Origin of the sequence: Lactobacillus ultunensis DSM 16047 (genome assembly GCF_001436305.1) — a bacterium.
In the GTDB taxonomy this organism is placed as follows: domain Bacteria; phylum Bacillota; class Bacilli; order Lactobacillales; family Lactobacillaceae; genus Lactobacillus; species Lactobacillus ultunensis.
In genome coordinates this window covers 1-12,806 of record NZ_AZFO01000044.1, presented here as the reverse complement: position 1 = coordinate 12,806, position 12,806 = coordinate 1, and the positions used below count along the sequence as shown (strand labels likewise).

10 protein-coding genes and 1 pseudogene are annotated in these 12,806 nt (G+C 36.2%); 7 read left to right on the top strand and 4 right to left on the bottom strand.

The genetic code is table 11. The features are described from left to right. Window positions 1-169: 169 nt before the first annotated feature. Window positions 170-673: an O-acetyl-ADP-ribose deacetylase gene (locus tag FC57_RS09505; RefSeq protein WP_007125982.1), complete on the top strand. Its 504-nt coding sequence runs from the start codon at window positions 170-172 to the stop codon at window positions 671-673. 99 nt (window positions 674-772) lie between these two features. After that, on the top strand, window positions 773-1,657 hold the full coding sequence (locus FC57_RS09500) for a helix-turn-helix domain-containing protein (protein ID WP_007125983.1): 885 nt from the start codon (window positions 773-775) through the stop codon (window positions 1,655-1,657). 1,018 nt (window positions 1,658-2,675) lie between these two features. Here the strand turns inward: FC57_RS09500 and FC57_RS09495 are convergent. After that, on the bottom strand, window positions 2,676-3,923 hold the full coding sequence (locus tag FC57_RS09495) for an MFS transporter (RefSeq protein WP_007125986.1): 1,248 nt from the start codon (window positions 3,921-3,923) through the stop codon (window positions 2,676-2,678). 152 nt (window positions 3,924-4,075) lie between these two features. Between FC57_RS09495 and FC57_RS09490 the strand changes: the two genes are divergently transcribed. Next, window positions 4,076-5,059: a cytochrome C5 gene (locus FC57_RS09490; RefSeq protein WP_148449513.1), complete on the top strand. Its 984-nt coding sequence runs from the start codon at window positions 4,076-4,078 to the stop codon at window positions 5,057-5,059. Window positions 5,060-5,132: 73 nt separating this feature from the next. On the opposite strand, the gene FC57_RS09485 is transcribed toward FC57_RS09490, so the two are convergent. Then, window positions 5,133-5,495 (bottom strand): aggregation-promoting factor C-terminal-like domain-containing protein, encoded by a 363-nt coding sequence (locus FC57_RS09485; protein WP_007125988.1) that lies wholly within the window; start codon window positions 5,493-5,495, stop codon window positions 5,133-5,135. 206 nt (window positions 5,496-5,701) lie between these two features. On the opposite strand from FC57_RS09485, the gene FC57_RS09480 reads away from it, so the two are divergent. From FC57_RS09480 to FC57_RS09465, 4 genes and pseudogenes are all read left to right on the top strand, one after another. Next, window positions 5,702-8,233, top strand: a complete 2,532-nt coding sequence (locus tag FC57_RS09480) for a M1 family metallopeptidase (RefSeq protein ID WP_007125989.1) — start codon at window positions 5,702-5,704, stop codon at window positions 8,231-8,233. Between the two features lie 112 nt (window positions 8,234-8,345). Continuing rightward, window positions 8,346-9,840 (top strand): annotated as a pseudogene (locus FC57_RS09475) (peptide MFS transporter). Between the two features lie 136 nt (window positions 9,841-9,976). Beyond that, window positions 9,977-10,429: a LytTR family DNA-binding domain-containing protein gene (locus FC57_RS09470; RefSeq protein ID WP_007125992.1), complete on the top strand. Its 453-nt coding sequence runs from the start codon at window positions 9,977-9,979 to the stop codon at window positions 10,427-10,429. A gap of 2 nt (window positions 10,430-10,431) precedes the next feature. Then, window positions 10,432-11,130: a LiaF transmembrane domain-containing protein gene (locus FC57_RS09465; RefSeq protein WP_040529528.1), complete on the top strand. Its 699-nt coding sequence runs from the start codon at window positions 10,432-10,434 to the stop codon at window positions 11,128-11,130. A gap of 30 nt (window positions 11,131-11,160) precedes the next feature. On the opposite strand, the gene FC57_RS09460 is transcribed toward FC57_RS09465, so the two are convergent. Together FC57_RS09460 and FC57_RS09455 are read right to left on the bottom strand one after the other, a co-directional pair. After that, a complete protein-coding gene (locus FC57_RS09460) occupies window positions 11,161-11,358 on the bottom strand; it encodes a hypothetical protein (RefSeq protein ID WP_007125994.1) in 198 nt (65 codons plus the stop codon). Window positions 11,359-11,449: 91 nt separating this feature from the next. Beyond that, on the bottom strand, window positions 11,450-12,658 hold the full coding sequence (locus tag FC57_RS09455) for a L,D-transpeptidase (protein WP_007125995.1): 1,209 nt from the start codon (window positions 12,656-12,658) through the stop codon (window positions 11,450-11,452). Between the last annotated feature and the right edge of the window lie 148 nt (window positions 12,659-12,806).

Below are 12,806 nucleotides of genomic sequence, written 5' to 3'. Positions count from 1 at the left end.
TCCACTTTAGTGGGATTGTATCAGAGCAAGGCGTTTTTTGTGTGGTTTTTGAGAAAAATCAAAAATAATAAAATATCTACAATTATTTTTGGACTATTCCAATTATTGTGAGATCTAACGTGTTAGAATTAAAACGTAAAAATAGAAACAGTTTTATAAGGACACAAAAATGACTGACATTAAAATTATACAAGGTGATATTACTAAGATGAAGGCTGACGCAATAGTGAATGCAGCTAATAATTCACTTCTTGGTGGAGGCGGTGTTGATGGTGCGATTCATGCGGCTGCCGGCCCTCATTTGCTTGAAGAATGTATGACTTTGCATGGTTGTCCTACGGGGGATGCAAAGATCACCTTAGGCTATGATCTGCCAGCTAAGCATGTAATTCATACAGTTGGTCCAGTGTATTCAGGTAAGTCTAGTGATTGTGATATGCTTAGGGCTTGCTATCGTAATTCTTTAGACTTAGCTAAAAAAGCAGATTTGCATAGTATTATTTTCCCAGCTATTTCAACTGGTGCATTTGGCTTTCCTGCTAAGACAGCAGCAGAGATCGCCTATGATACAATTGCTGAATGGCAAAAAGAAAACTCGAAATATAAAATGCAAGTTGCCCTTTGTGCGTATGATGATAGGATGTATCAATTATACAAGCAAGTTGCAGCATAAGAAAAAGACTGTTTAGACATTGAACTAAACAGTCTTATTTTTTACTTTTTTTATTTTGATATTAAGAAAAACTCAAACTAATTTTGGTTGGTGATAAAAATGAAAACAGTTGATAATTACGGGGCTACATTTAAAGAAATACGCGAAAAAAGAAAATTATCATTAACTCAAGTCGCAAGAGGAATAACCTCTCCAGCTACATTGTCTAGATGGGAGAATGGTAAGGGAAAGATGTATTTTGACAATGTGGTAAGTCTCCTGCAACGGCTAGATATCTATTTAGACGAATTTATTAATATTGCTCAATATAGTAAAAAAGATAATGCGACGATCAGAGTACTATTGGAACAAGTACAAAAAGCTTATTCTGAAGATAACGCCGTTTGTTTAGAAGAATTAGCTCATAAACAAATGCAACGCTATCACGTAACTAATAAAGAATTAGATTTCTTTTTAGCGATGACAATATGCAGTTGTTATAAAGATGTTACTGGAGAAAATATCTTTAATGATAGTGAACAGGCTAGATTAAGCAATATTTTTCAACATGTAAAGATATGGAATAAATACTATATTCGTGCTTTTGGCAACTGCATTGCATTATTAGATAGCGATCAATTAGTTGAAATAAGTACTCAAATTTTAAATGGCGTAAAAGAGATCCCACAGGATAATTTGATGCAAATTTCAGAGTCCATGAGAGCAGTTCTGAATGCGGTGATTATTTTAATACGAAGGGATATAAAATTAGCCCAAATTCTTATAAATAAAATAGAGTCTAGCATGATTCCTGTCGATTTATTGTATCTGAAAATGCGAGTTCTCTTTTTACAAGAGTTAATATCTTATTTACAAGATGATGGTCATTCAGTTGATGTAATGGAAAAGTTAACTTGCATGCTGCGCTTATTAGGGTATGATAATGAAGCTAACGGTTGGGGACAATTATTTAAGAATAGCATTCAAAAAGATCATGAGCAGTAATTGCTCATGACCTTTTTGATTGGATACTTAATTCATTAACTTACACCAGATGTATAATGCACTAGTTCCCAAACTTGTTGCTAAGTAGGTATATACAGATTGAGGATTTGCGGGTTGAAGTAAATTAATATTTAAAAAGCTAGTGAGTAGAATTAGGATAAAGATAATATTCAAGATACCAATTGAGATTACCAAGTAAATATTGATTTTTTCAATAAAATAGATGCTGATGCTTATCCAAACTAGTATCCAAAATGTTAACTGGGCAAATAAGCTGGCGTACAAACCTTTTTCAGCGTAAATCTCACCTTCAATTGTGAAAGTGATAAAAAGGGGATAGATACTTAGTAATGTTGTTAATATTTTAGTAATTATTTTTTTCGTTTTCATTGTACTCATTGAATTATTTCTGAACAGAGCTTGATAATATTACACTGATAACCAGATTTCCTATAGCAAACCAATTTCGGATTCGTTCGGTTAATGATAAACCATGATATATTAATTCAACTATAGCTATGGTTATAATAATTCCTATCATTAGATATAGTACTTTAAGTTGAATTTTTCCATTGTTGTTAAAATATCAATAATTGCAATTATTAGAATTGATATTAGGTTAGCAATTAGATAAAAGGTACTAAAAAAGTCGTTTACTTTAGTAAAACCCAAGGTAAACGTTGGTCCAAAAGTAATAATGTGGCTTATAAGAAAATTAGTAATTACCTTTAATTCTCTTTTAGTAAACATTGTATTACCAGCCTATAATTTTATGAATATGTGAAGATTTAAAAACTCTTTAAACCAGGATGGCAAGTCATGAGGTAGTACTATAACATTCACATCTGTTGCTCTGCCCTCGTTGTAGGTTTTAACAAATTCACTTAATTTTTTCTCTAAGTTATTAATAGAATACTAGAATTACATACTAGTACAATCAATTTTGCATATGTGCAAAGCTTTTTCTAAATAAAAACTACTATTCAACTTAATGTTAAATAGTAGTTTTTGCTTATTTTTAACGATGGCGATAAGAAATTCCCCAGGCAAAGACTAATACTAGAATGAAGTTAATTAATAGCGTGAATCCTGTGACCCAGAAAACAGTCGCATAATTAGAGAAGCCAGAAATGGTGGAACCCATCATTGATCCGAGGACAGCTCCAACAGCTTGGAAGGACTGGTTATAGCTGAAAATCCGACCAAAGCTTTCAGATGGAGTATTAAGGGTTAATACTGTTTGAGCAGCGGGCAACATTCCTGCACTCGCAATCCCTAAGATAAAACGTAGAAATGCTAATACCCATGGAGAATTTGTCAATGCCATCGGTACGAACAATACAGCTCCAATGATTAATCCTAAACGTAACACGCGTAACGGCCCGATTTCGTCCATCTTGTGGCCAATCTTAGAAGCGGCGATCAATGTACCTAACCCTGGAGTAGCTGCAACTACACCCGCTACAAAAGCTACGTCGCCACTACCATGCATCATTGATTTAACATAGAGTGAAACAATCGGATCGATAGACATAGTGGAAGATTGAACGATCATTGTGGTAATAAACATGATAATAATCAGTTTCAAATGAGGCAAACTCTTCATGATTTCGCCCATTGGCTTCATCTTTTCACGAGAGATTGGTGTAAAGTCTTCGTGAACCAAGAATGTTGTACCTAAAAATACAATGAACATCAGGACACCAGTAATGAAGAATGGAATCCGATAGCCCCACGCACCGCCTAATAAGTTGCCGAAAAAGCTAGACAAAGCACCACCCAGAAGTGGCCCAACCAAGTTGCCAGCAGTACCAGCCGTCATCATCTGGCTCATTACCCAGCCACTTTTTTGATGCGGCGTTTCACTAGCCATTAATGCTGTTGCGTTATTGATATAACCTGAAAAAGAGCCCTGAATAAAACGCATAACGACGATATAAAGGGCGTTAGGAGCAAATCCAGTTAATGTAATAGTCAAGGCCATCACGCCAGAGGCACGCATGCACATTAATTTTCTGCCTTTACGGTCAGCTAAACTGCCCCAATATGGAGAAACTATTGCCTGCGCAATAAAGGTCATTGCAAATGCTAGCCCTGAATAAAGATTGATTTGTAATTTAGAATAATTGCCCAAATCTGAAATAAATAATGAAATAAAGGGCATGGTCATTGAATAGCCCATACCAGTGATAAAACAGCCTAGCCACAGGGTGTAAAAGGCCTTATGCCACCCAGCAGGGAGTTTTTGTGATTTTATAGCAGTCAAAAAGTCATCTCTTTCAAAAAGTAAATTAGTTAATAATGATTATTTTAGCACATGCAAAAAAGCTAAAAATTTTTTCAAAATAGAGTGTTACAAATAACTATTACAAACAGAATGTGCTACGATAATGATTCGAGAAAGGAGTTGTCATTGATATGGCACATATGTCACGGCGAGAATACCGGATGAAAAAAGAGCATGGACAAGCAGGTGCTGATCAGTCTCGAATTAATTATTCCAAGAACAAAGTTGTTAGTCGAGAAGAATTCAGAAGCAAAAAAATTAGCAATCCTAAGCCGATTGCTAATCCAGATTTGACACATGTATCAAGAGAAAATATTAATCATGTCAAACTTAATTTTTGGAATATTTTCTCTGACCGTCCATATGTTTCTGTAGCGATTATCGTATTAGCTCTCTTCTTCATCATGATTAAATTGTGGTGGGGACTTGCTATTTTACTGTTGTTAGTAATTGCTGGAATCTTTATTATTGGTCACAGTCATCATCCAAATCGAGTACTTAGCTTAGAGTTTCATTTAAAAGCTTCGAGAAAGTTAAGCATGTTGCGAGCCTTCGAATTAGGAGGTTCAGTTGTCATGTTCTTGGCAACTTATATGAAGCAAGTTGTTTCTGTCGACTTTTCATCAGCTGGATCAACGGACAGTTTTCAAATCCTTCAAGGTGCACTTTCTAACAATGGGGGCTATTACGGGCAACAAGGTTCATACTTCTTAAGTTTGCTCAACACCGTTACAGGTGGACAACTCTGGAGTTCATATCGTTATGCCACCAACAGTGCACAAATGATGAGCAGCAATTCTGGTCGTTGGATTATTATTTGGATTATGTTGCTAATGATTGCACCAGCAATTTGTGTGTTAGCTCAGTTTTTCAGAGAACCATATTCGAGAAATACAACTCTGGTTACTTCGTTGATTACAACTGTTAGCTTCATTCTAACGCCTGTTTTAATGAGAAAATGGGTAGTGGGATATGCAATGGAAAATCAAATAACTCGTACAGTTGCTAATAACGCGGTTCATATCGGAACGATGGCGTATGTCGGTATGGCTTGTTCTATTTTGGTATTAATTATTGCTATTTATCGTTTTGTTAAACAGGATAATTTTGAGTAAACAAAAACAGCTTAGTCAATTGGACTAAGCTGTTTTCTTATTTAGGAATTAAGGAGTGAATAAATCCAAACCTTTAATACCAGTTGTGAGCTAACCAAAATCTCTTGGCGTTAACCCATGAACCATAACGACCGTAAACGTAGTTGTCTGCGACACGTTCTTGGTTCTTTGGTGATAAGTTACCGTGTAAGTAGCCAATGCTTAATTGGTATCTGCCGTAACATGAACCATTTCTAGCAGTGTAGCTACCGCCTGATTCACGCATTGCGATCCAGTGCTTAGCAGCTTTTTCTCTCTTTGAAAGCTTTCTTCTAGCAGCTTGTACAGTTTGGTTAGTTGAAGTGGTAGAAAATGTTTGTGCAACTGCAACACATGCAAAAGCAAGTGCTAAAGCAGCAAAAATTTTAACTAAAGTAGATTTAACGTGTTTACTCATTTATTCATTCAATCCTTATTTAATACTTGTTCAAAAACTTATTAATTTCTTAATGACTATGGTTATATAGTACAAGCCAAATGTGACAGCAATGTTACAAAACGACAACGTCACTCTTACAATCTGGAATAAATAGCCTTTTTTAAGCGATTTCGGTCGTATTTTGGTAAAATTTAGGGGAAAACAACTATCTTAGGAGGCAAAAAATGGCAGTAAAACGTTTTTACGAAACTTTTCACCCAGAACATTACGATTTACGTATCGATGTTAACCGTGAAAAGAAGTTAATTACTGGTACTTCAACAATTACTGGTGAAGCAATGCAAAATCCAGTAATGGTTAATCAAAAATTCATGGATATTAAGGGCGTCACTGTAGATGGTGAAAAAGTTCCTTTTGAATTCAATGATAAGGATGAAGCAATTAAAATCGATGCCGGCAAGACCGGTAAGATGGTGATTGAAATTGCTTATAGCGCACCACTTACAGATACTATGATGGGTATTTATCCTTCATACTACGAATTAAATGGCGTTAAGAAGCAAATTATTGGTACTCAATTTGAAACCACCTTTGCTCGTCAAGCATTTCCATCAATTGATGAACCGGAAGCTAAAGCTACATTTAGCCTTGCTCTTAAGTGGGATGAACAAGATGGTGAAGTTGCTCTTGCTAACATGCCTGAAACTGAAGTAGACAAGGATGGTTACCACCACTTTGAAGAAACTGTTCGCATGTCCAGTTACTTAGTTGCATTTGCCTTTGGTGATCTGCAATCTAAGACTACACACACTAAGGATGGCGTGTTGATCGGCGTTTACGCAACTAAGGCTCACAAGCCTAAGGAATTAGACTTTGCTTTGGATATTGCTAAGCGCGCAATTGAATTTTACGAAGACTTCTATCAAACTAAATATCCACTTCCACAATCATTGCAGCTTGCATTGCCAGACTTCTCAGCTGGTGCCATGGAAAACTGGGGCTTAGTAACTTACCGTGAAGCATATCTTTTGCTTGACCCAGATAACACCAGCTTGGAAATGAAGAAATTGGTTGCTACAGTTATTACTCATGAATTGGCTCACCAATGGTTCGGTGACTTGGTAACCATGAAGTGGTGGGACAACTTATGGCTTAACGAAAGTTTTGCCAACATGATGGAATATCTTTCAGTCGATGGTTTGGAACCTGACTGGCACATCTGGGAAATGTTCCAAACTAGTGAAGCTCCAGCCGCTTTGACTAGAGATGCTACTGATGGTGTTCAACCTATCCAAATGGAAATTAATGACCCAGCTGATATCGACTCTGTCTTTGATAGTGCGATTGTTTATGCTAAGGGTTCAAGAATGCTGGTTATGGTTCGTTCACTCTTGGGTGATGACGCTTTGAGAAAAGGCTTGAAGTACTACTTTGATCATCATAAGTTTGGCAATGCTACTGGTGATGACCTTTGGGATGCACTTTCTACTGCTACTGATCTTGATATTGGTAAAATTATGCACTCATGGCTTAAGCAACCTGGTTATCCAGTAGTTCACGCATTTGTAGATGCAGATGGTCACTTGAAGCTTACTCAAAAGCAATTCTTCATTGGTGAAGGCGAAGATAAGGGTAGACAATGGCAAATTCCATTGAACGCCAACTTCGATGCACCTAAGATCATGTCTGAAAAGGAACTCGATTTGGGTAACTACAAGGTTCTTCGTGAGGATGCAGGTCACCCACTTAGAATCAATGTTGGCAACAACTCACACTTCATCGTTAAGTATGACAAGACATTGCTTGATGATATTTTGTCAGATGTTGATGAACTTGATCCAATTGCTAAGTTGCAATTATTGCAAGACTTGCGTTTGCTAGCAGAAGGTAAACAAATTTCTTATGCTTCAATCGTGCCACTTCTTACTAAGTTTGCTGATTCTAAGTCAAGCTTAGTAATCAATGCTCTTTACACCACTGCCGCAAAACTCCGTCAATTCGTTGAACCAGAATCAGCAGAAGAAAAGAACTTGAAGAAGCTTTATGATCTTTTATCCAAGGACCAAGTTGCTCGTTTAGGTTGGAAAGTTAAGAATGGTGAAAGTGATGAAGATATCCAAATTCGTCCATATGAATTAGCCGCTAGTCTTTACGCAGAAAATGCTGATTCAATTAAGGCAGCTCATGAGATTTTCACTGAAAATGAAGACAACTTGGAAGCAATGAACGCTGATGTTCGTCCATATGTTTTAATCAATGAAGTTAAGAACTATGGCAGTCACGACTTAGTTGCTAAGTTGATCAAGGAATACCAAAGAACTGCAGATGCTTCATACAAGGCTGACTTACGTAGCGCTGTAACCAGCACTATTGATCCAGCTGAAGTTAAGGAAATTCTTGGCAACTTTGAAAACGCTGATGTGATTAAACCACAAGACCTTCGTGGTTGGTACCGTGGTCTTCTTGCTAACCATCATGGTCAACAAGCTGCTTGGGACTGGATCAGAGAAGATTGGGACTGGCTTGACAAGACTGTCGGTGGTGACATGGAATTCGCTACATTTATTACCGTTACTACTGGCGTCTTCCACACTCCAGCTAGATTAAAGGAATTCAAGGAATTCTTTGAACCAAAGGTTAATGTTCCACTTCTTAGCCGTGAAATTAAGATGGACGTTAAGGTCATCGAAAGCAAGGTTAACTTGATCGAAGACGAAAAGGACGCTGTTAATGAAGCAGTTGCTAAGGCAATTTAATCAGTAAAAGTTTAAGATAAAAAAATAAGGATTCACCTGTAAAAAATGAATCCTTATTTTTCGTGGTATAATTACTCTTTGTTGCTTACCTTATTAAGAGGGGAGTTTTACTTTGGGTAAACGAGATTCAAATACAGCATTCTTTGGACAGCCAAAGGGTTTGTCTACTTTATTCTTTACTGAAATGTGGGAGCGTTTCAGTTACTATGGTATGCGTGCCATTTTGTTGTTTTACATGTACTACGCAGTTACTAAAGGTGGTTTGGGGATGGATCAAACTACTGCTGCGTCAATCATGTCAATTTATGGTTCGCTGGTTTATTTATCTACCTTGGTTGGTGGTTGGCTATCTGATAGAATATGGGGCTCAAGAAAGACCGTCTTCTATGGTGGCGTCTTGATTATGTTGGGACATATTGTACTAGCATTACCAGCTGGGGTTGGTGCCTTATATGGCTCAATTGCTTTAATCGTTGTCGGTACTGGTTTGCTTAAGCCTAATGTATCTTCTATGGTTGGTGGTCTTTATTCAGTAGAAGATCGTCGTCGGGATGCAGGTTTTAGTATTTTTGTTTTTGGTATTAATATTGGTTCATTCCTTGCTCCATTATTAGTACCATGGGCAGCACAAGGCTTCGGCTTTAATTTGTTTGGCAATGAAATGAACTTCCACGCCGGCTTTTCACTTGCCGCAGTTGGAATGTTCTTAGGATTGGTACAACTACGTTCTTGGTGGTAAAAAGTATCTTTCTACTGAAAGCTTGACACCTAATGATCCGATTGATAAAGGCGATCTGCTTAACGTAATTAAGTGGGCAATTATTGGTATTGTGGCAATAGCAATTGTCTTAGCTGCAATGGCTGGTTTTGGTCAGTTGAATGTTAATAATGTTATTACTTTGCTTACTATTTTAGCTATTGCTTTGCCAATCTACTACTTCGTTATGATGTTACGTAGTTCAAAAGTCACTAAGGTTGAGCGTTCAAGAGTTAAGGCATACATTCCATTATTCTTCGCTGCAGCTATTTTCTGGGGAATAGAAGAATCTGGTTCGGTTGTTTTGGCTCTTTTTGCGGAACAAAGAACGGTATTGCACATTGGTAGTTGGCATTTTGCTGCAGCTAACTTCCAGTCATTAAATCCATTGTTTATTATGATTTTGACACCAGTATTTGTGTGGTTATGGGAACATTGGAAGAAACAACCGAGTGCACCAGGGAAGTTCTCTGCTGGACTTGTTTTTGCTGGCCTGTCTTATATGTGGATGGCTTTACCAGGGATGCTCTTTGGTACAAGTGGCAGAGTTAGTCCATTCTGGCTAGTTGGTTCATGGTTTATTGTTGAAATTGCGGAAATGTTAATTTCGCCAATCGGTTTATCAATTACGACTAAGCTAGCACCGAATGCCTTCCGCTCACAAATGATGAGTATGTGGTTCATGGCTGATGCAACGGGTCAGGCGATTAATGCACAAATCGTTAAGTTTTATTCAACTGATACTGAAGTTCAATACTTCTTAGCTATTGGATTAGTCAGTGTAGTATTCGGAATCATTATGTTTATTTTAGTTAAGAAAATTAATACGCTAATGGAAGGAATCCATTAACGTTTGAGGCTCTACTTAGGTAGAGCTTTTTTATTGCCACTTAGAAGCAAAAAATGACCACTTAGTTCAAAAGACTAGTCAAAAAAAGCGTTCTGTATTTTAATAAAATTATCAGATTTGAGAAAGGGTGAGAAACATGAAAGTTAAACTAGAAATTGATCCTGATGCCCAAGAGGCAGAGATTGTAATTAAGGCTAAGGATATTTCTCCTGAAATAGAAAAGCTTTATAAGGAATTACAGCAGCAAGATCAGCATGCAGATCAAGTTGAAGGGTTTAAAGATAATGTTTCTTACTATCTTCCTTTAAATGAAATTCTATTTTTTGAAACTGATGCTAAGCAGGTAATGGCTCACACTAAAAAGCAGGCCTACTTGGTAAAGTATAAATTATATGAATTGGAAAATATGTTAGGTGTAAGTTTCATGCGGATTTCCAAATCTACAATTGTTAATTTGGATCAGATTTACGGTTTAACGCGATCGATCTCTAATTGTAAGATTCAATTTCATGATTCTTACAAGACAATTTACGCATCCCGACGCTACTACAAGGACTTGCGCAGTCGCTTAAATGAAAGAAGGTTTTAATGATGAAAAGAAGTTTTAGTAGAATCCTGTTAGGGATTGGTTTTATTGCTGCTGCAGTATTATTAGTGGTTGATCAACTTAATTTGTTTGACTTTAAATTTGGCGTAATGACAATAGTTTTTAGTGCAGTTTTCATTGTTTTGTTTATCAAAGGATTATTTGACCGCAGTATCTATCTATCAGTCTTTTCTCTGGCCTTCATTGCGATTTTGTATGCCAAAAAACTTCATTTTGCTCACATGCTGTCACCAATGATGATTTTATTCGTGGCATTGTTAGTTTCAATTGGTCTTAGTTTATTATTCACGAGAAGTTTTAAGCCAAAAATTGTGATTGATAAAGAAATTGGCGATAGTTCTAGCAATGAAAATGCCGACAATATTGTAATCGATCACAGAATGGGCGATACTTCACGTTACGTACACTCACAACACTTAAAATCGATCAGAATCAATGCTTCAATGGGAGACGTCAGTCTCTACCTTGATGATACTAAAGCTGCAGGAGATACCGTTAACGTGAACCTGAGCGCATCAATGGGCGATATTGAATTATATATTCCATTATCTTGGCAAGTTGAAAATCATCTGAGTACTACCTTAGGTGAGGTAACGATTAAAGGTGAAAGCAATGGCGGTGGACCTACATTAGTTTTGCAAGGCCGAGCCAATATGGGGGATGTCACTGTTAATTATGTATAAAAAATGACGTGGATTTTTTCCACGTCTTTTTTAGAAGCGATGTAAAACAATTGCATAGATTGTTAAGATCAATCCTAGAATCAAAAAGATAATAGTTAATCCGCGTTGCCATTTTGCTTCATTTTTACTATTTTCTTTACTCTTATTAGTGTTGCCATTTTTTTCGCTTAGATATCTAAAGTATGAAATTACTGCCACAAGCAAACAAAGAATTCCAATAACTAACATAAAAAATCCTCTCAAAAATCTATATCTTTTTAGGTCTAATTTTACGCAAAAAAATAAAGCTCTTCAAACCTGAAAAGCTTTATTTTGAATTTTAGTAAATAATTACAGCTTCATTGGTGTGGACATTGTCCCAAACGCTTTTAATTTCAGCAGGTTGAATGTTGACACAACCATGTGAACCACCGGTAAGATATGCTGTCTTACTCCAATCAGTTCTCCAACTAGCATCGTGTAAGCCACAGCCACTTAATGTAAATGGCATCCAATATTTAACTTTAGATGCATATTTGGTACCATTGTCATTCAATCCACGCAGTACGCTTGGAGATTGCTTATACATAATGTACCAAACACCTTTTGGGGTTCGATTGCCTTTCCCACCTTTCAAGGTACCAGTAACTACATCATTTAAATGTACTACAACGCGACCTTTACGGACCACCCATAATTCTTGCTTTTTAATTGAAACAACAACATAGCTATTACCAATACCATTATTACTCTTACCATAACCATGAGCATACGTGCTGAAGCCTTCACCATAGAGATATTTGCTACCATCGAGTGTAGTATCACCATTAATAAATGCTTTTTTGACAGCTTCTTGGACATTTTTATCGTGAACACCCCAACCGTAGCTCTTATTAGTAACGGTAACTGTTTTGCCATTAATCCTATTTCCAACAGGTACAGTAAACTTATAACTCTTTTTCAGAGTTTTTACTTCATTATCAATGTCTTTCAACTTATTAGTTAAGTTTTTAACATCAGTAAATTGATACTTGCCATCTTTAAAAGTAACTTCACCAATTAAGTCGACTGCTTTTAAAGCGTAACTCTTACCAGCAATGTTATAGGTGACTGTAGCTTTTTGCATTTTTTGTAAATTTTTCTTAGCTTCATTTAAAGTGGTTGAGTTGTAAGTATATTTTTGCTTGTTAGGTAAGTTAGTATGTTGTTTGTCAAAGTAATTCTTAACCGTTTGTGTATCAATAGTCTGAATCTTAGGATCTCTTTCTAAAACAAGCTTCTTGTTTCTTAAGAAGATAATATTGTTAGCTTTTTTATTGATTTTATCAGTTGCCTTAGCAACGGTTAAATTCCCTACCTTAATGCCATAAATAGTGACATTAGGGTTAAAATGACTAGCTGCAAAAGTGCGCTGCTGTTGCTCAGCTTTAACTTTTTTGTTATAAATAAATACTCCACCAATAATGGCAATTATAATAATTACGCCAATAATAACTAAATAGAGATTATTACGGCTATTATGTTTTCTAAGTTCTTTTCTAGATTGCATATTTTATTAACTATTCATCTCTTTGTATTTCTTCGAATAAGCGTTTATTTTGACACAGTATAGCAACTATTTTTATTATAGTAAAGTTACTTACTTGTTCTATTTTACTAATAAAAAATATATAACAATACGCGTGGTGCTAGTTAAA

Coding starts and splice junctions, on each gene's coding strand:
- FC57_RS09505 (WP_007125982.1), top strand. CDS start 170: ATGACTGACATTAAAATTATACAAGGTGATATTACTAAGATGAAGGCT.
- FC57_RS09500 (WP_007125983.1), top strand. CDS start 773: ATGAAAACAGTTGATAATTACGGGGCTACATTTAAAGAAATACGCGAA.
- FC57_RS09490 (WP_148449513.1), top strand. CDS start 4,076: ATGGCACATATGTCACGGCGAGAATACCGGATGAAAAAAGAGCATGGA.
- FC57_RS09485 (WP_007125988.1), bottom strand. CDS start 5,495: ATGAGTAAACACGTTAAATCTACTTTAGTTAAAATTTTTGCTGCTTTA.
- FC57_RS09480 (WP_007125989.1), top strand. CDS start 5,702: ATGGCAGTAAAACGTTTTTACGAAACTTTTCACCCAGAACATTACGAT.
- FC57_RS09470 (WP_007125992.1), top strand. CDS start 9,977: ATGAAAGTTAAACTAGAAATTGATCCTGATGCCCAAGAGGCAGAGATT.
- FC57_RS09465 (WP_040529528.1), top strand. CDS start 10,432: ATGAAAAGAAGTTTTAGTAGAATCCTGTTAGGGATTGGTTTTATTGCT.
- FC57_RS09460 (WP_007125994.1), bottom strand. CDS start 11,358: ATGTTAGTTATTGGAATTCTTTGTTTGCTTGTGGCAGTAATTTCATAC.
- FC57_RS09455 (WP_007125995.1), bottom strand. CDS start 12,658: ATGCAATCTAGAAAAGAACTTAGAAAACATAATAGCCGTAATAATCTC.